Origin of the sequence: Pedobacter suwonensis (genome assembly GCF_007833675.1) — a bacterium.
In the GTDB taxonomy this organism is placed as follows: Bacteria; Bacteroidota; Bacteroidia; order Sphingobacteriales; family Sphingobacteriaceae; genus Pedobacter; species Pedobacter suwonensis.
In genome coordinates this window covers 5,515,652-5,536,735 of the sequence record NZ_CP031708.1, presented here as the reverse complement: position 1 = coordinate 5,536,735, position 21,084 = coordinate 5,515,652, and the positions used below count along the sequence as shown (strand labels likewise).

The window sequence follows — 21,084 nt, the reverse complement described above, 5'->3', positions numbered from 1 at the left end:
CCGGAATTTTAGGCAAAAAAGTCCTATTTTACACATTTCTGTGCAATCCGGTCATCTGGTTTATATAATAAATTTGTTTTTTTTACTTTTTAAACACGCTCAGATCCCACTCATCCGCCCAGTTTATCGAAATCTTATCATTTTCAAATTTAACCGGCAACCATAAATAACGCCCGTCAATTGCATTTTTGGGTGTCCATTTATCTGCCATGAAAATAAATTCTCCCTTTTTTCCCGGTGCCGGTAATACGTGCGTACTCTGTCCGCCAAAAGTTATATTAGCGCCTTCTCCCTGGCAAGGATTTCCCATATAATTCCATGGTCCCCAGATACTGCTTGCTTTGAACCATCTCGCTGCATTTGGTGCCCAACCTGTACAGCCTGAACCAATCATATAATAAGTTCCGTTTTTCTTGAATAAAGCTGGTGCTTCAGTTTGATGGCCAACATAAATTCTGATAAATTTTCCGGTATGCCCCAAATAATCAGGCGTTAATTCAGCCAGATGCAGCGTTAAGTTTTCTTCAGAAGAAAATACATGATAAGCCTTTCCATCATCGTCCACGAAAACAGTCATATCCCTTGCCATCTGCCCGCCAGGAAAATCCCTGCAGAAAAAGCCATCGCTTTCATTGGCTGGTTGCTGGCAGTTTACCATATCTTTTACGTCTGTGCCTGCTGCATAAAAAGGCATTTTTCCAGGATTTGGCCGGTAACTCTTGATAAACGTATATGGTCCGGTCGGACGATCAGCTACAGCTACGCCAGATCTGGCTGCTGCATAACCTTTACCCAAAAGCTCTAAGTGAAACCACATCACAAACTTTTTGGTTTTCTTGTTGTACACCACTTTCGGTCGTTCGAGAATACAGCCTTTGGCAATATCACTCGTTAAATCGTTAGAAACCGGCAGTGCTATACCTTCATCCTTCCAGTTGTACAAATCTTTTGATGAATAGCAATGTACGCCTACCTGTGCCGTATTTCCAATTTCTCCTTCGATTTTATGCTCTCCAAACCAGTAGTAAACACCTTTATACGCTACAATTCCACCGCCATGGGCATTGATATGTACGCCTTTGTCATCTTTCCAAATTTTACCAGGAGTAAAAGAGGTATAGGTTTGCTGCGCAGAAACATAACCGCTTAATCCCAAACTTAGGGCGATAAATCCTATAACAAAACTGATTTTCTTATTCATTACTTTATAAACTAATTTTTAACATTCTAAAAAAGGTGTTTCCCCTTATCAATTTCAATTGTGTATCAAATTTTTATCTATTTTAAACTTACACTATGATCATTCTCGAAATTCTCGCCGCTCCAGATCTTTTGCGCGCTCCATTTCTCTGCCGGATTCGCCCAAAAGGGATCTGATGCCGGTAAACCTAAAGGCAAAAAGATATTTGATGCGATATACGGACTGCCCTGATTGTTATAAAAATCACCGAGATTGGGTTGATCGCCGTACAAACCTATGGTTAACCAGCCATTTTTATAGGTTGAGGGGCTTTCTAAAGTTTTTCTGATTACAGCTGCTAGCGCACAACGTACCTGCGCCGGACTTAACTGTTTAGGCAAGGCTTTACGCCAGGCCATGTCGGCCAGGTGGTGAAATGCAGCTCCCCTGTAAATGATGGAGCGACCAGTAGCCGGATAAGTACCGTCGGCATTAATTAATCTTTCCTGAATGATGGCATAGCGCTCATTGCGCTTTTTAACTTTTTCGAACATGTCATTATAACTGTTCGTTTTGGTCCCGATGATATTGGCCAACATAGCCAGATACGGATGGATAACATAACTATTGTAATAATCGAAGGCGAATGAGGTCCCGTCGGTATACATGCCATCGCCAGTATACCATTGTTCCATTTGCTGCAGCGCATAATCAACACGCATAGGATCCCAATTGTATCCAAATCTGGCTAAAAAAGCCTCATTCATCGCTGAAAACAACAGCCAGTTTGAAAAAACAGGTTTAAATCTTCTGGTGGTTACAATAGATTGCATCATCAGTTCCTGATTTTTCTTATCCAGGTTTTCCCATAACCAAGGCGCACGAACCAAAGCAAGCGCTATGTAAGAAGCATCTACCAATTGCTGCCCGCCAATATCAAAATCCATGAAATCTCTCGCATTAGAATCCAATGCATTTTTTAAGCCTTTAATGGCCCACTCCCGGTATTGCTTTCTTAAAGCCACCTCTTCTACTGAACCTCCCTCTAACTGCAACCATGGTGCTATACCGCTTAAAACCCTACCTAAAACCTCCACATATTGTACTTTAATGCGGTGGTCTCTATTGTCAATATGGACAGATGTAACTTTAGGCATGGAGATCCTCAAACTATCTTCAGCCAGATTATATAAAACGGGTCTCACCATCTTATCCATCTGTTGCAACCAAAATTGTCTATCCGTTAATGCCGTGCCCTTATTATTTCTGGCTTTTTTCTGGGCAAAAACAGCGCCACCAGCCCAAATCATTATTAAAGCAATAATTAAAATATTCTTAATTCTCATTTTTAGCAATAAAATTTATTATTTGTTTGATAAATAGCGGTACATTTCACTACCGGCCAACAAAAATGCCCCTACGCCAAAATTTGTCGTAGAATTTAAATCAACCACCTGACCGGGGATAGCCTTTTCTCCTATTGGCTGTACATAACCCACTTTTCCATCAGGTTGCAATGCGGTTTTTGTTAAATATGACCAGGCTTTCTGCGCGACAGGTAAATAGGTTTTCTCTTTTAAATAACCATTATTTATGCCCCACAATAAACCATAGGTAAAAAATGCGGTGCCACTGGTTTCTGGTCCTGGCGCATGTAACGGATCGAGGATACTTCTTGTCCAATAGCCGCTTGTTTGCTGGCTTTTGGCAATTGCCTTTGCCATACTCCGGTATTTGGTTAGGTATTCATTCCGATGCGGATCTGTAAGTGGCAAGTCTTTCAGCACTTTTGCCAAACCTGCAAATACCCAACCATCTCCCCTTGCCCAAAAGTCTTTTTTACCATTGACAGTTTTATGTTTAGGATAAACATATTTGGCATCGCGATAATAAAGTTTTTCCTTCTTATCATACATAATGCTGTTGGCATACATAAAATATTCATGCAGTTTATCCAGGTATTTTTGATCACCGCTTACCTTGTAAAGTTTAGTCATCACCGGCATTACCATGTACAAACCATCTGCCCACCACCAATAATCTTTGCTGGGCGTACTCATTTCATATTCCATCACCTCTTTTGCCCTTGCAATTTTATATTCCTCGGGTTTTAAGCGGTATAAATCAATATAAGTTTGAAAGCAGATCTGCCAGTCGCCAAATAATACATACTCATCTGTTTCGCCATATTTATATTTCCAATTGGATTTATCTGTCGATTTTGCGCCCATCCATTTGTTGTACTCAGCCCAATCTTCCGAATATTTTTGATAGGCTTCATTTTTCGTCACCTCATAGGCCGCCATATTACCGGTATGATAAGCCGCGTGATCCCAAAAGGCTCTCACTTCTGGTTTATTGTGATGTTGCCAATAAGTATTTGCGCGGTTAATCACTTCCAGCACTTCATCTTTTGAAAGTTGATTTTGGGCATTTACCGTCAGACTGATCAAGAAAAAGGTAAAGAAAAAAACTTGATGTAATTTCATAACGTTAACGTATTGGTTTAATGCCGCCTACTGTCGGTTTAACAGGTATAATGGTTCCGTCAGCATTGAAGTCCATTTTATCGATGCAAACTTCACGGTTATAACCGGCAGCGTCACCCATTGAGATCCCCTTTGGACGGGTAAAACGGTGGTAAACCATATACCATTCGTCTTTGCCGTTTACCTTGATTACACTATTGTGCCCGGTGCCATAAATCTGCTGAGCAGCATCTTTTACCAAAATCAGATTGTTTTCAGGGATAGTTATTTTTCCTGCAGGCGAATCAGAAAAGCCATATCTTACTCTGTAATTCTCACTTCGGGTATCATCTTCAGACCATAAAAAGTAATATTTCCCGTTTCGATAAAACACTTCAGTACCTTCTCTGAAACTATTATCTGGCGTGATAACTTTGATGGCACTGGTGTCAATCGAGATCATATCATCATTTAAAGGAGCAACAGCCATATAACCGTTTCCCCAATATAAATAACTTTTGTTGGTTTTAGGATCGTTAAATACATCCGGATCAATCTCCTGACCACCTCTAACCTCTTTTGGCCTGCTGGCAATTAGCGCTTTTCCACTATCCTTAAACGGACCGGCGGGATTATCGGCCACCGCAACGCCAATCTTCTGTGCGGCAGAAAAGTAATAGAAATACTTGTATTCTCCATTTACTTTCTTTTCAATAATGGTTGGTGCCCAGGCGTTCCTTTTCGCCCATGATACATCTTTTTCAAGGTCTAATATCTTGCCTTCATCTTTCCAGTTAACCAGATCGGTTGAAGAGAAACATTTAAAATAAGTGCCGCTCCAGTTATTAAAGCCATCACTGGTTGGATAGAGGTAATACTTAGCCGTTTTATTGGAATATAAAATTTCCGGATCGGCATAATATCCTTTTAACACAGGGTTATTTGCTATGGCAACCCTTACCGAATAGGTTTTAGGTTGCTGGCCTGGAATGCTTACCTTAACGTTTACAGGGCCTTTAGAAAAATCGAGTTTGCCTTTTGGCATGATATTGATCTGGTTGAAGGTATCAAACTGCGGATCAAAAGCCTTTAAATCTGTATTATAATTTACAGGTAGGTAAAGCGTTTGGTTTACACGATCAACAACAATGTTGTTTTGATTGATTGCCTGATTTCTTGCGGTTTGTAGAACAGACTCAGCGGTATACCACTGTTTAAGGAGACGGTTTAACTCTTGTTTATTAATTGGCAAAACCGTTCCATGCCTGGGGTGAAAATCCATTTTTACATCCTGGTCTATTACAGTAAAATGGGTCAAATCTTTACTTCTGGTAAATTGATAATGGCCTTTCATATAAACATCATACATCAGGATATATTCATCACTGTGGTTTAGCTTAAAAACACCGGCACCTTCTACGGCTTCTTTAGTTTGCTGCAAGTATTTGTCATGTAATACATAACCTTCTGTCAGTTTATCAGATACTGCCTTTTTGATGCCATTACCATTGCCTTCGGTTTTAAAGAACAGGTTATATTTCCCTTTATCGTAAATAATATCGCCATCAATACAAGAGCCATTGGTTGGACTAAAAAACAACTGCTTCGGAGCAGTTTCCAGGTCGGTAAAGTCAGCATTGGCATAAGCGTAATAAATTTTATCAGGTTCATTGCCATGTTTCATTGACCAATATACCATGTATTTTTTAGCCATTTTATCGTAAATAGTTTGCGGTGCCCAAACGCGTAGCAAATTTTCATTGTTTGGAAAACGCTTTTGAATATTAACAACTGCGGATGTCCAATGGATCAAATCGTTTGATTTCAATAAAACCATTGCCCTGTTCGAATCCCAGCCATTGGCAGAAACCATATCGGTGGCTACAATATAAAAGGTTTTGCCATCCTCACCACGCAAAATATGCGGATCGCGAACGCCACCGGTGCTGCTGATCTTTTCTGAAGAAATGACTGGATTATTGTTATTTAATGCCTTATAGTGATAACCATCTGAGCTTACTGCGAAACGAATGGCTTCCTCTCCTTTCGCGTTACCAGTGAAATAAGTGAATAAGTAAGCTATATTTTCTTTTTCTCCGGCATTTTTTTTAGGTTGTGCGATGATTTTACCTGATAAAAAAATCAGCAATAAAAAAATACGATATTTTGTTGAATACTTCATGTCTTGTAATTAACTTATATTCCAGGTTTCCAATCCAATACCTGCACCTGGGTTGGCAACTGATCTGCCTTTCCTTCTCCATCTAACTGGACAACATTTTGTAAAAATAGGCTCAATATCTTTTTGTTTTTCCAAAGTTCGGTGTCATAAGTAGGCTCCCAATCGCCCAAAGAAGTTTGAGTAAGGTCTTTGATTGTCCAGTCATCTGCTCCAAGGTTATTATTTAAAGCGATAGATGCCACATTTTGGCGTTCGGCATCTCTAAACAGTAAACCCGCAGCATAATGTTTTCCCTTGCGCCACACCACAATCTGCGGTCTCGAAATTGGAATCTGCTTGGTACCGGTACCACTAAGGCTAAAAGTTGTTTTTCTGAAATTCAGGTTGCTTACTTTCCAGTTGGCAGCTGTTTTAAAAACAAGATGATATTGGGGACCGGTTTCGTTCGGTCCGCGCCAGTAACCAGCAATAAACACTTTACCTTTTGCATCAGCAAACATCGATGTTTGGTTAATCAGCTCGCTTTTCTGTGGAATCTTGACCGTATACTCTGCATTTGTTGCTGTAATGGGAAGCGTGTATTTCTCGCCTGTGGATTTTAACCAGGTGGTGCCGCCATCTGTTGATTTAGCATAACATAAATCGTGGTTACTGGCCACATCCGGGCTTTCGCGCCATACCCATGATAAATGGATGGTTCCAGCCTGATCCACCGCAACCTGCCAATAGGCATTTCGTTGTCCTTCTCCATCAATCATTCCGTCCTGTACACGTGTCCATTTTTTGGTCTTTAAGTGATAACGATTAATCATCAAATTTCCGTTTCCGGAACCTCCATCGCGGTAAAAAAACAACAAATCGCCATTAGCCAGTCTATAGAACTCAGGATAACTGACTTTATTTTCCTTTACGGAAAGCATTTGCTCCATATTACCTAGCGTTAGCGAACCTGCTGAAGTAGATTTGGCGTAGTTTAAGTTATTGTTATGCTGGCCCCAGGCCATGTGAAGAAAACCATCACCATCTACCATAATACTAATCGACTTATGCGCGTCGGTGGCATCGCCTTTGTAAGGTGTGGTAACTACCGTCCACTGGGGTGAGCCGATTTTGCGTTTGGCCAATACCACGTTTTGTTCATGATCATAATAAGCAGCATACTGGCTGCCCTTAAAGCTGACCAAAGCATTTTTACGAAAAATAACCGTATTTACCGAATTATTTGCCCAGCCGTTACCAGCAATAGTACTCCGTTCTGTTTCCTGCGCAGCGCCCACCATTCCGATGCTAATGAACGCATAAATTAGAAACGTGCTTTTAATTAGGGACTGATACATTATTAGGTTAAAACTGCTCGGTTTTTTATCATTTGGCAAACCCGAAGTACCGAAATTTTTAGGCTTTACATAGGGGGCTAAATCATACTTTGCAGGGGGCGTTTTAAGCTAAATACCCTTTAAAGCACAAAAAAGCGTAACTTTTATGTTGTTCCATTAATATTATAATATTTATGAAAACTTTTACGGTGTTTCTTTATAAACTCAGACGGCGTTAGTTTAAACAGTTTCTGAAACTGTTCCCTGAAATATTTGCTATCATTTATACCCACTCTAAAGGCCGCTTCGTTAATATTTAGATTGGTATTGATTAATAATTCAGCAGCCTTTCTTAGCCGTATAAAGCGGATAAAACCATTTATTGATTGACCAGAAGTAGCTTTGATCTTTTTATAGAGATTTGAATGGCTCATTCCAAGATCAGATGCCAGCGTTTTTACATTGAAGCTGTCTTCCATTAAATTTTCCTCTATGATCATGATGCACTTTTGAAGAAAACCTTTATCTTCCTGAGACACTTTATGGGCATCACTTTTTAAGGTTATTTCATTATAGAAATAAGACTGAAGATTAGTCCTGTTTTTAATGATGCTTTTAATTTTAGCCGTAAAAAGCTCTTTATCGAACGGTTTACCGATAAAATCGTAGGCACCCACTTCGATTCCTTTAAGTTTTACTTCAGGACTCGGATCGCCGGTGAGCAGAATCACCGGAATGTGGCTAAGTGCTGAATCTTCTTTGATCGCTTTACAAAGTTCAATCCCGTTGAGGCCACTCATGTTTACATCAGATATCACGATGTCTGGCAGAAACTCTTTACAAATTTTTAAACCTTCGGTACCGTTTTCGGCTTTGTAAATTTTAAAAGTATCCTGAAAAATCTGTTTGATGTAATCGATAATTTCAGGATTGTCATCAACAACCAAAATGGAGTGCAGATCTGAAATGAGCAATTCGAGGTTACCAACGCTCTCGGCATCGTTTATTTCTGCCTCTTCTTCTTGTGCAATCAGTTCATTTACATAAGTTAATTCGTTTTGCAAAACGCCACCATGCTGCGCGTCTGGTTCTCCAAACGGGATATCGATCAAAAATATGGTGCCAAAACCCTGGTTGGAACGGAACGAAATTTTACCTTTATGCAGTTCCACAAAGTTTTTGGCGAGGTAAAGCCCGATGCCAAAACCCATTTTCAATGATTCGTTCGACATTACCTTATAAAATTTGTCGAACAGTTTTTCACCCACGTGTTTAGGTATCCCAGGGCCGCTATCGCTTACTTCGATATGCACACGCATGCCAACAGTTTTAACACTGAATTTCACAAATCCACCTTTAGGCGTAAATTTTAATGCATTAGAGAGTAAGTTAAAAAAAACAATTTCGAGCTTGTCTTTATCCCCATAAATATCCAGTTCCTCTTCTTCGCAATCAAAACTATATTCAATTTGGTTCTGCTTGGCCAGATAATTGAAACAAAGGAAAATCTCCTTTGTAAATTTGGCCAGGTTAATCTTCACAATTTTTAAAGTATCATTTTCACTTTCCGTCTTTCTAAAAAGTAATAACTGATCTACCAGGCTTAGTAAACGCCTCGAATTTCGATAAACTACGCTTAAGTCGTTACGCTCCTGTCCCGGTTCTTTTTTATTAATAATATCTTTAATCGGATTAACAATTAAAGTTAAAGGTGTTCGTAGCTCGTGTGAAATATTGGTAAAGAAATTTAACTTTTTCTCATTCAGATCCTTTTCACGCTCCATTTTAAAGTTGGTGAGTTCTACTTCATGTTTTAACCTCCTTTGCCGGTTGCGATAGGTTTGAAAAAGATAAAATAACGAGGAGCCTATGATGAGGTAAATGGTATATGCCCACCAGGTACGGTACCAAGGCGGTAAAATTTTAATTAACACAACTTTTTCATTGTTGCTCCAGGCCCCTTCTGTATCAGTGCTTTTAATATGCAGTTTATATTCACCCTCGTTTAACCTTGAATAATAAGCTGTGCTCAATTTATTTACATAATTCCAGTCTCTATCCCAGCCCTCCAGGTAGTAGGCATAAGAAATCTGATCCTGAAAGGAGAATTCTATGGCTGCATAATCAACAGAAATGACAGCAGCACTAAATGGGATTTCTATACTTTCTAAATTAACGATAGAGATATCGTTATAGACAGAATCCTGATCAAGGGAAATATTATTGATCCTAAAATCTGTCAGCACCATTTTAGGTATCCTTCTTCTTTTCTTGATTTTATCGGGAGAAAAAAGATTGAAACCACCAATCCCACCAAATAACAAATCACCATTGGTGAGCTTTAATGCTGCATTGTAGTTGAACTGGTTGCTCTGCAAACCATCAGTGGCATAGTAATTTTTAAAATTATGGCGTTTAATCTCAAATTTGGATAGACCATTGTAAGTACTGCACCATAAGTTGCCTTGATTATCCTGAAGGATATTAAGCACGGAATTTCCTGGCAATCCATCACGCTGAAGGTATCGCTTTATATTTTTCGTTTCCGGATCAAAAAGCAATAACCCTCCACCTTCTGTACCGATCCATAGCTGATTGTTCAATCCTTCCTGAATAGCCCTGATGGCATAGTTGATCTTGGTATACCGGTGTTTTTTGTGGATCGGATCAATTTCGATCAGTTCTGTATAGTTTCCTGCCCAAAGCCTGCCTTTCGAATCCTGGAACAAGGTATGGATATCCTTTAATTTGTGATCAAAAAGCTCAAATTTATCGCTGTTTTTGTTGTAACGGTACAATGCACCGCCCTTCGTTGTACCTGCCCAGATATTGTGTTGTTTGTCCTGATAAAGCTTCCAGATGTTGATGTCATCAACGCATGTATAGGTATTAAAACAATTATAATGAACAAATTTTTTCGTTGCTTTATTAAAACGGTCTATTCCTCCGCTAAAACTGGCTACCCATACATTATGGTCTGCGTCGTTTAAAATACTGGTAATAAAATTACTGGTTAAGGAATTTGGATCGCTCGTTTTAGTATAATTGATAAATCTATTTTGCTTTTGGTTCCAAATGCTCAGGCCACCTCCATCGGTACCGATCCATATGTTTTTATGCTCATCTTCACTAAAAGAAAGTACAAAGTTGTTAATTAATGAATTTCTATTTAACGGATCATTTTTAATGGTGGTAAACTGTTCATTTTCAGGATCGATAACATTAACACCACCGCGTAAGGTTGCAATCCATTTTCTGGATTCCCCATCTTCGTAAACCTGGGCGACCGAATTACTGCTGAGCAAGCCTTTTTCTTTTCCAGCAGTCAGGTAATCCGTTTTATGGGTTTTTGCATCGTAAATAGTAATTCCTCCGCCATCAGTTGAAATCCAGAGCTTTTGTTTTTCATCCAACAATAAACTCATGATATTTTCGTCACTTAAATGCCCGCTAAACCTGGTAAGGCTACCTTTGGCTTTATCTAACTGAAAGAGGCCACGTTCGGTACCAACCCAGAGCATCTGGTCGGTTCCTTTTGTAATACAAGTTACGGAACGTATGGCATTGGTTACTAAACGGATGGTGTTTTGACCATGATCATATCTACAAAGGCCAACATCCTTTATAAAAAGCCAAAGGGTTTGATTTTTATCGAGATACAACGCTTTTACCGTAAAATCAAAATTTTTAACAAACGGGATCCTTTCTGCTGCACCACTGTTCTTTTCAAGCATAAACAGGCCCTTTTCTTCGGTGGCTACATAAACTGTTGAAGCCTCACTTATGGCAATGGAATTGACGGCATAAGTTACCTCGTTTTTTCTGCCCCTATCCAGATAAACGAGGTGATGAAATTTGGAATCGGCATAATCATAATATGAGACGCCCTTTTGCGTACCCACCCATACCCTGTTTTTCCTATCTCCTGTTAATACCGTAATATGGTTATTGATCAGCGAATGTTCATCTTCCCATCCATTTCTGAAAACTTTAAAGTGATAGCCGTCATAACGGTTCAATCCATCATAGGTACCCATCCACATAAAACCATAATGATCTAAATACAAAGAATTTACCACATTGTTAGACAAGCCGTTTTCTACCCCCAGGTAAGTTAAAGGAATAGCTGAAGACTGGGCAAAACAAATACCTGCAGCCATCCAAAAAATAAGTATATAGCAGGCAGTTTTTTTATTTAGAAGGAACATAGAGAAAACAGTACTGTGGTATTATTTGGTATGGAACGAATATACGTATTTTCTTCACACACTGTCAGCAGCTATGATTTAGTATTAAATAGCTTAAAGCGCAAGATTTTTAATACATTAATACAGGAGTACTTAGGCTAACCCTGTGTTTTCTATTTTCGATGAACAATCAGGCATCTGGGGCTTTTAAAGATTACGCCGTAAACTACCTCACATCAGAATGACCAAGGTTTTTCGTGGGATTAACCTCATCACGAATGAGTTGTTTTAATTCTTTTATTTCAGGGAAACGTTGTTGTTGTTTTCTATCAAAAATCAACTTTCCACCAACTTGAACGGTAAAAACGCCTGATGTTTCACTCGGAATTAAGGTTACGCCCTTTACATCATCTACAAAAGTGCTTAAAATTTCTTGTGCCATGTATGCCGAACGCAACATCCAGCCACATTTAGGGCAATAGGTGATATCAACTAGCGGTTTTTCCATTTTTGCAAGGTTACAAAAAATAGACCAACCGCCAACTAATTGTGTTGCTATTTTATTTGTGGAAAACTTAAATCATTTTTAAGCAGTTTGGTAATTATACCGTTACCTGAAGTATTGTTTAACTTATCGTCTATATCGCCTGTAATATTGTTCATACTCTGGGCTGATAAAACCCAATTCATCGGTACATTTTTTTCTTTAGCGGTTAAGGGTTCATCAATAGGACCAACAATACTATTTTCTTGTAAAAACTGCTTGAGGCGAAACCTGCTTGTTCTACTATTTCCTGATCTTATATGGGTTAATGCATTAAAAATTTCTATTAACTCATTACCAAATCTGATATTAGGTGCAGTTTTATCTTCTTCGCTAAAAAGCAGTGTGATTACTATTGGGGTAATCTGATTAAAATTGGTTGACTTACTTTTTAATAGTTGAAGTACTTCTAACATGGAAGCACTGCCTGTATTTTCAACATAACCTCCGTCAAGATAATGCAAGCGGGGATTGCCATTTACCCCACCAACTTTCGCAGCGGGAGAAAATAAAGGAAAACGGGTGCTAAAATTTATTGCTGTGCTATAATTTAAATCATTTACATTTTTTGCCAATAAATCGCGATGATCGTTAAAAAACAGGCTATCAGGCATAAGGTTGCTCATCCAACATTGCAATCCAGTTTCAACCTCTGTTGTATTAATGATGAACAATGGTTGACTGGGCTTTATTTTTCCACAGGCAAAACTTCTGGAAAATATATTCTCCTGATTTTTATCGATTAAAGATTGATAAGATTCTTCCCACGATTTTTCTAGTGCACTCGAGCGGTCAAGTAGGTTAATATGTATAGGCAAGAATAAGTTAAGAAAATCTCCAAAAAGCATTTTTCCCACTATGGGTGACAAAGTATCATGCTGAAAAAATCTTTTCGATAATTCAATTGATGTGTTAGAGGTAATCTGAACATTATTTTCGAAATTTAAAGCATTGTACAAGCCTAAACCAACGGCACCACCTGATACGCCTGACATGGCGAATATTGATTTTTTAAAATCGATATTTTGTTCTTTTTCCAATTTTGCACTTAAACTGGATAAGAACAAACTGGTATATGCCCCTGTACGTAGCGCACCTCCTTCGGCACAAATAAAAACAACAGGATATTTTTTTTGCTGACCTCCCTTATCTTTTTGCTTATCAATATTGGCTTTGTAATTTACAAACCACCTGTTGAACTGATTGACAACAGTTTCACGCTGATTAGTTTTATGATCGGACATTCTTACAGGATGATCTTGATTATAGTAAGAACAAACAACCAGAATAATGACCAGCAGAAAACGTACAGATATTTTCCACTTTCTTAGAAGAGATTTATCAAGATAAAGGAGTCCTGTGTACATACCCGTGTAACATGCAAAAGCGAAACAAATTAAGGCCGGGGCTCCTATCCACGAAAATACAGGCCACCAGCCAGGAATAAATGAAATTAACATGAACAACATAAATGAAACTCCGGCAAACAATTTAATTTGACGATGTAAGCCGTTGTAAAATGATGCAGGAATCTGATAAGTCCACTTATAGAGTTCACCTCTTCCTTTTAATAGTTTCTCTCTGTCAATTAGGTTAAATTCGGCAGGTACAATGCGTGTTTCAATAAGTACCTTTGGATTCTGAGGAAAACCCTGTGTAAAATCCCGGGTTGATTTTGTAAAATGATCTGAAAAATGCTGCAATTCTTCTTTGTAGCCGTTTTGAAAACTGGATGCTTTTGGTAAAGTATAAACATAATCCTCATAGATGCCATATAGTTTCCGCAGGTATTTCTGTTCCCGGTCTGGTAAAGATCGTTCTCCCCACTTTGTTTTTAAATAGACCCCGGCGCTTGCCTTACCCGATTTTCGGAAGTATTGATTTGATAAAAAGGACATTAACCAATAAATCAGAATAAAACAGATACCAAAACATAAAAACCGTGGTACTTTCTCCATATAAGTGGCACTGAGCATGCACCAAAACATGCTCACAAAAACAATAAACGATGGCCAAAGTAAAAAAGCGGCTGCAAGTAATTTTTGAACAGTTTTCCTCCAGGCTACCCGATCATCACTTAGGTTTTTGCCCGAATTATCAGAAATATAAATCGCATAGCGCACACTAATTTCCGATACCATGCTCCAGGCTGTAATGCCTAATAGTAAAAAGAAGATTGGCCAAAAATTGAAGGTAGATAAGTTTTCTACCACGAGTAAAAGTGTATCTCTACCCTGAGGTAGTAATAGAAAAATAAACCCAATTAAAAACGCAGGCAAAATCACAAAACCAATAGTAGCAGCTACTGAAATAAAATCGTGAACCAATGTTCTTACCGTTAAACGTTTAAAGCTGAAACTAATTTCAAATATTCCTTTTTCAAAAGCGGGAACAAAACTGCCTAAAACTACTTTAATAAAGTTTTTCATGTGTGTTTAACCGTTATTTTAGAGATCAATATAGAATTGTTAATATATTTAAAAACCGTACATGAACCTCGTGTATACTCCGTATTTCCAAAGCTGGTATGCACTCTCCATTTGTTAGATACCATTCTACCCCTTGATACATATAAATGCTATTGTAACCCACCCGACCAAGATCATCCTGGCAAAAGAATTCTATAGTTATACTACTGCCTCATTCAATATTTCTTACAACATGACTAGTAAGTTGCCTTCACTTAAATGCAACGTTTTATCATCTTTTAAAAGACGAGTTCCAACACTATATCTTATGGCATCGTAAATGGTTACATCTCGAGTAATAGTTGTATCATCTAACCCTGTAATCAAGTGTAATCAGTCAACCTTAGTTTTCTCTTAATAAAAGGGCTCCAGAACTATTTGAGTTAATAATTACCCCGCCCCATTTAATTGAAGGAACGCAATTATTCAATCCTAATCCACAATTATTTACGTCGAATCTTTGTGACGTTTGCCTGATAAAGTCTTAGTAAATCTACGCTATTTCCATAATTAGATTTAGGTGTTGAGTATCAGATCATATTTAAATCCTAGCTTTAAGTACAAGTGATAATAAACCTGTTAGGTCATTTTGAACTAAATTTTCACCAGAGGGCAATAAGAAAACGTTTTCATGGGCATTTTTAACTTCAACCACTAAATATTCGGAGTAATCCCAATCATAAGTTACATTAAGTTTAATATTGTTATTCGCCAAAATTGACAACCCATCTTGTTGGTAGATATAATGAGATTGTCTAGGATATGGCTGATAGTTAATTGCTTTATAGTTAAAATTTAAAACCTTGTTCCAATTTGGTGGTGTAGATGATATCCAAAAAAGTTTAGTTAATTTAGAATCTTTTACTACCAGCCTCGGTTTTAGGTGATCTTCATAATCATCCTGAATAAATAAAAAGTCAATTTCACTATTATATGCCTCGAGTTTCAGATCTTCAAAAACTGTAGGACAAAGCTGATCAGCATTCCCAGCATAGGCCGCGTTAAAACCTATTGTAATTTTAGTATTCTTTAGCGTTGCAAATGGAATAATAATCGGGTATTGGGAGTACTCACTATCCAAACCATTTTGGATAATAGAAACATTGTCTTTCAATTGGGATTCTATAGGTAAATTATAGTCTCCTTTTTCAACCCAAAAGCCCTTATAATCAAAATTAATATCCAATTTCCTGTTCTCATCTATCCTTCTATAAATCATACCTTTTACTGGTACAACACCTTTATAAGAAGTATCAGTAGGCTCATTCTCATCATAAGGAATTACGTTTCCATCATAGTTGAATCTACCTATTGTATAATAGATAACATCATTAGGATAGATTGTTGATTTTGCAGACGATGAAATTTTATTTACCGCCACTGCATATAAGATCAAAGGTTCTACATTATCCGACGCCCTTAACCCACTATCTTGCACAAAGGGCTTCCAATACATTTTATAATCAGTAAGCAGGTACTGTGCGCCCGGGACCAATGAATCGGTTAAAACTAAATTGACCAATTGTGAATAAGTTACCGATGTAAGCAAGTTACCACCCCCACCGCTGGATTGATCCATTTTATCGCGCATCAGTTTGATGAGTTCCCTGAGTTTTACTCCCTGGGTTTTATTTAACGTTGGATTGTACGCATCTGGTGCTTTAATAATTTCATCTATATAAGCATCGGTAATTGGAGGTGTTTGTGCCATCAGTTTAATTTTTAAATAATATTATACAGTTAATTCTTTCTCAGTTAGATTAACAAGACCTGAGGTATTGTGTACCTGTACTTTAAAACGGTAATAAAGTTTATCGCCATCTTCATCTACAGTTAATAATGGGGCCGGAAGCACATATTCCATTGGAACTGATAAATTTGCACCATCTACTGTATGTACTTTTTCCCAATTACCACGGTTGTTTTGCTGATATACATGGTAATGCGCTTTATTTGCCGTAGCGGTCCAGGTTATTTTGTTTCCCGCCTCATCGTATTTTAATTCTGGAGCTTCAGGATTTAAGTAATCTGGTAGGTTAATATCTATAACATCTGTGCCTAATGACAAAACTTCTTCTTGCTCTTCTTTTTCATTGACAATAGTCCGTATACCGGCCAGACGATAATAAATCGTATCGCCAAGTGGTGCAGTTGTTAAATCGCTGAAATCGTCGATAATTTCATAACCTTCAATATTCCCTGGTACAATATCATGGTCTGTATAGTATTCTATACCTCGAAGCGTAACAGTCTTATCTTTATCTTTTGAGCGATAAATCCTGATTTTCGAAATCCGGTCTTCAGGCGAGATCGGGGCAATATTAAAAACAACTGAGGCGCCGCTTTCCGCAGAAAAGGAATCGAGATTGATAGCGAACCTGGTAACTAAGGGTGCTGCTGAAGGTAATGTTTGTAAAATAGTTACCGGCCCGGCAAAAGGACTTAATAAACCGGGGTCCAATTGATTGGTTACTTCTACCCCGGCAAAGAAATATAACTTTCGCGAAGCCCCGCTTAAAAAATAATCAGTAAAACGGATATAGGTGGTATTGGGCTGCGATGGTTTATTATACTGCCTGATCATAGGAAAAGGATTAAAGGCCGTATCAGTAGCATCAAGTAAATTACCATCCAAATCGCGGATCACCGGCAAAGCATTTTCAGTTTGCAGCCCTTGTTTAATAAATTCCAAAATTGGGGGCTGTTCGGTTAAAGGCAATAAGGTTTCCTGTATGGAAGCAAAATATTTTAATTTCTTAATTTCTAAACTATCACTTGGCTCAATAAGCCCCGACTTATCAGGTTTAGGAAAGCCATAAGGATTTGGGGTTGCAGGAAATATCTTAAATGAATCTGTGTTAGTAGGATCAAAAGTTAAATTAACCAATTCCAGATACCTTTGGCTATAAAATAAATCTTCTTCAAGATCTGCCAATGCTTTTAAAATCTGCATTACGGTACTTGGTTTGTACAGCGCTTCTAATACATCCTCATTGGTTGTTCTGTAGAACATAAAACCAAATGGATTACGTTTTATACCATTAACTGTTGGTGCTATTTTAACATCAAAAGTAAATGAAGCTTTCCCTGTGGCATCAGGCCGTACTTTTAAGCCAAAAGTAATGGGCGCTTCAAATTGTATGGGTTCTTCTATTTTACGGGCAAGCAGTATGGCAGGTGCTGAAACCTCTGACGCACTTTCATCACTTTCCGGCCGGCTATCTATTGTTTGTAAACCCAACAATGTGCGTTTGTCGTTATCATTACCAACCGGGAGTATATTGGAACCATTAAATTTATGATCAGGCTCCGGGAAAAAATAAACCCGGTAACCTGGATGGAAGTTTACAGGAACAGTTAAAGCAGCAGGTACCGAAACCTTAATCGGATCATCTGCATAACCTGGATCGTAAACATATAATTCTATTGGATGTGTTTCTTCTATCCTGATTACTTCCAAAAGTTTCGGTTCAGCCTCACCACTTACGGTTGGTATCCTGATCAATCCTTTGTACCATTCTACATGCGCCTGCCTTAACTGATCGGGCGAATTTTTATTTGGATCATTGGCATTAAAAGGTAAATTTATTTGAGGGTGTTCATTTAAATTCCCACTGCTGTCAAATTTGATTTTATAATAACCTAACAAGCCATCAGGATACTCAGATCCGAACAAGGGGGTTACAGTTGCCTGGTTATGAAGCCCTCCAACCCAATAAATCGTTTCTTTACCTTCGGAATCAGTAATGCGCTCGATGTGCGGCTTATTTACATCTGCAAAACTTTTTAATTCAACAGTTTCCTGAAGCGACTCCCAATTTCCTGAAAGGCTTAAATTTTCGATTAGTGTAAACCTACTTCCAATTTCAGGAAAAATAGTAAAGTCTTGTGTACTGTAAGTACCTGGATTATCTTCATCATCTACTACCTTTCGCTCAGAAATAATCTCTACCACGATCTGGAAATCCGAGCCGTTAACGAAGAAAGTTTCTACGCGGAATTTTCCACCAGGGGTAGTTAGCATACTATTATGAAACCTTGGAAAATCCTCAGGTGCAATTATAGGGACAATTTCAGTTCCGTCTATCTGTTTATAGCTACCAATTACAAGTTTAACAAATTTATCGTTGTTCCTTACAGGCAATATATCATTAATCTGCCCCGTAACTGTTAAAAACAATTTTGGTTTAAAGTAAGCCTTAACATGGTCTGCTTTGATCAGTTTATTAAGCTGTTCTGCAGATTGATCGATCAGGTTAGTGACATCCAATATTTCGAGCCAGTTAAAAGTTACGCGTGTAAAACCAATATCCTGTTTGCCAAAAGTTTGCTTACGTCCGGCCAGCCAACTTTGCTCAGCAGTGGTGGTAAACAATAAGGGATCTTCCTTTTGAATATACTGTACTGCAACATCACTTGGCGGCAATAGTGTATTTAACATTGGAAATGCAGTTGGATCAGTGCTGACCTCATCACTACGTTCAGAAACCCTCGAAAACCAGTTGATACCATAAACGGCATAAAAGTGTATTCCTGATTGTTTTTCGAAATGGATGAATAAACTTAATACATCATCCTTTAAAGGTTCAGGTTCCAAGACCCCTTGTGGATTGGCATAATCATAAGCATAATATTGATGCTCATTCTGGAAACTTCCACTGGTAATTTCGGGTTTTACATAGTTAGACTGGTTTTCTGCACGGTATTCTAATCCATAAAAAACCGGTTTGGGCTTTTCGAAAATATTCTGGTTTTCAATGGCATTAAGTTCCTTAAAGAAATCATGTCCAACCAGTTCGTCGGCGAAAGGCATTCTACCTATATTAACTACACGTGCATTATCAAACTTTGCATAACCGCCGTCATTAAGCATATCGTTCATGCTGTCGTTATCTCCTAAAAACTGATAAGCCACGGGCCTCATTTTAGGCTTTTCGGGCAACAGGTAATTGGTTTTGGTAACAGGCAAACTGGTATACACAAAATCTGATGCACTGGAAGAGTTTAAACTGATTTTATTGGTATAACGAACCTGATAAAAATATTCTCCATCTCCATCTATGGTATCGATATGTCCTAAACCTAACATTCTGGCGAAATGATAATCAAGTGCCTGCATATTCACGATATCCAGGTAACTGATTATAAAACCTTCATGTTGCTGTTCCTGATTCACATTGGCAACCAGCTCTTCTGCTCTTGTGTTGGTATCGCTTAATTGAAGGTATTTATTCAGCACTTCCTTTACTGAAGGACTATCAGCTCTGGAGGTTAACCATTTATCCTGATAATTGGCCACTTTTACGGTCGCGCCATCATTATAATGTGGCCAGAGGTGATCAATAGGATAGGTTTCATTCTCTAAACGATCGAAAACCACGGCATCATCTAGGGAAAGGCCAAAACCATTTCCTACCTCTGTCCAATCTGTTGCTTGACGGGTAGTTAAAAAATCATGGTAAGTGGAGAAATAAAAGTTTTTAATGATCGCATTTGCTGATTTTTTGATTGATATTTTAGCAATATTATCTGCTTTTATGAATTCCAAACTATTTCCGGAGCTATCTAGCACCATTGTTTTGCGTACTTCGGCGGAATTATCAGTGTCATCAGCTATTTGTGAAAGTATCTTCACCTTAAGTACGGCCTTTTCATTGCTGGAATTATTAAGATGAAATCCTACTGAATAGCTGGTTTTATCTTCTATTTCTAACGTGATGATATCATTATATGAGGATAAAAACCGATAATAATCTAATAAGGGATCTATTGTTCTGGCCAGTTGCTTATAGGAATTGGCATTGTCAAATTTTAGTTTTACACGGTTGGTTATTTTTTCTCCATTAATGGTATTATTAATGGTGTAAATCCATTGTCTGGTTTTAAAGTTGACTAACGGACGGTTAAATTCTAAATCAATAGATATGGTTGGCGCATTTATATTTGGCGAACGAAATACCTTTACATAATCATCCTTCCGGTTAAAATCTGATAACTGGTTATGCTGAGCATTATAATATTCGCCTTTAGGTAAATGGTTATCACCTATTTCGCCTGTTAAACTCCATCTTAAGTGAATACCTTCAGCAATGCCATTGCTCCCATCAGAACCCGCTGCCTGGAGGTATATCCCTCCGGTATTATTAAAGTAAGTTTCAGCCGGGCCACAAGGGTTCAAACCAGCTTGTGCCAATAAATTCTTTATTTCTTTAAAGGCTTCCAAAAATGCTTCCAGCGCTTCGTTTAAAGCGTAACGGTCTTCTTCACTAAGAGTATCCTCGCTGTAGCTATTGATTTCTTTGAGCATGTTTGAAATGCTCGTAAAGATGGAACTGTAATCCGTACCATTGGTATCGAGGTAACCTACATAAAAATCATCAAACAGAAAATCCTTTCCATAAAAGTAATCTTCATGCTTTGGTGGATTAATTACCAGCGCACCAACATTAAAATCTTCTTCTGAAAAATCCTTTTCGCTAAAATCTCCTCCTATGTAAATGCTGCCATCAGGGCTGGTTACAACTTTTAGTACCCTAATGGTTATTAAATATAATTTTTTTAATACATCCTGCTCAAACAGGCGCAGCAAGCGTAGCAATTCTGTCTGGTTATTTAAGCTCCCGCCCGTTTGTAAGGCATGTATAGCTAAAAGACATTCTGCTATATGTGTATAATCAGATGAGTAAGCATTATTATTGTTTGCAGATGCCATTTTTGAAAGTATTTTATTAAGTGATTA

10 protein-coding genes are annotated in these 21,084 nt (G+C 38.1%); all 10 read right to left on the bottom strand.

All coding sequences use genetic code 11. The annotated features are described in order from the left end of the window. Positions 1–82: 82 nt before the first annotated feature. The 10 genes from DV942_RS22685 to DV942_RS22640 all read right to left on the bottom strand — a co-directional run bounded on the left by DV942_RS22685 (position 83) and on the right by DV942_RS22640 (position 21,057). Positions 83–1,201 carry a glycoside hydrolase family 43 protein gene (locus tag DV942_RS22685; RefSeq protein ID WP_145861307.1) on the bottom strand — a complete coding sequence of 373 codons (1,119 nt, stop codon included), beginning with the start codon at positions 1,199–1,201 and terminating at the stop codon, positions 83–85. A gap of 77 nt (positions 1,202–1,278) precedes the next feature. Next, the gene (locus DV942_RS22680; protein ID WP_222431136.1) at positions 1,279–2,526 is read right to left on the bottom strand and encodes a DUF2264 domain-containing protein; all 1,248 of its coding nucleotides are present in this window, start codon (positions 2,524–2,526) and stop codon (positions 1,279–1,281) included. Between the two features lie 18 nt (positions 2,527–2,544). Next, complete coding sequence (locus DV942_RS22675) at positions 2,545–3,669, bottom strand: glycoside hydrolase family 88/105 protein (protein ID WP_145861305.1); 1,125 nt, start codon at positions 3,667–3,669, stop codon at positions 2,545–2,547. Positions 3,670–3,673: 4 nt separating this feature from the next. Continuing rightward, entirely contained in the window at positions 3,674–5,830 is a 2,157-nt protein-coding gene (locus DV942_RS22670; protein ID WP_145861303.1) for a family 43 glycosylhydrolase, read from the bottom strand. A 14-nt stretch (positions 5,831–5,844) separates the two neighbouring features. Continuing rightward, complete coding sequence (locus DV942_RS22665) at positions 5,845–7,167, bottom strand: BNR repeat-containing protein (RefSeq protein ID WP_145861301.1); 1,323 nt, start codon at positions 7,165–7,167, stop codon at positions 5,845–5,847. Between the two features lie 143 nt (positions 7,168–7,310). Continuing rightward, positions 7,311–11,306, bottom strand: a complete 3,996-nt coding sequence (locus tag DV942_RS22660; protein ID WP_186462378.1) for a hybrid sensor histidine kinase/response regulator transcription factor — start codon at positions 11,304–11,306, stop codon at positions 7,311–7,313. A 253-nt stretch (positions 11,307–11,559) separates the two neighbouring features. After that, positions 11,560–11,841 (bottom strand): SelT/SelW/SelH family protein, encoded by a 282-nt coding sequence (locus tag DV942_RS22655; protein ID WP_145861297.1) that lies wholly within the window; start codon positions 11,839–11,841, stop codon positions 11,560–11,562. A 47-nt stretch (positions 11,842–11,888) separates the two neighbouring features. Continuing rightward, positions 11,889–14,306 carry a patatin-like phospholipase family protein gene (locus DV942_RS22650; protein WP_145861295.1) on the bottom strand — a complete coding sequence of 806 codons (2,418 nt, stop codon included), beginning with the start codon at positions 14,304–14,306 and terminating at the stop codon, positions 11,889–11,891. A gap of 580 nt (positions 14,307–14,886) precedes the next feature. Beyond that, the gene (locus DV942_RS22645) at positions 14,887–16,056 is read right to left on the bottom strand and encodes a hypothetical protein (RefSeq protein WP_145861293.1); all 1,170 of its coding nucleotides are present in this window, start codon (positions 16,054–16,056) and stop codon (positions 14,887–14,889) included. A gap of 21 nt (positions 16,057–16,077) precedes the next feature. Beyond that, on the bottom strand, positions 16,078–21,057 hold the full coding sequence (locus tag DV942_RS22640; protein WP_145861291.1) for a hypothetical protein: 4,980 nt from the start codon (positions 21,055–21,057) through the stop codon (positions 16,078–16,080). Between the last annotated feature and the right edge of the window lie 27 nt (positions 21,058–21,084).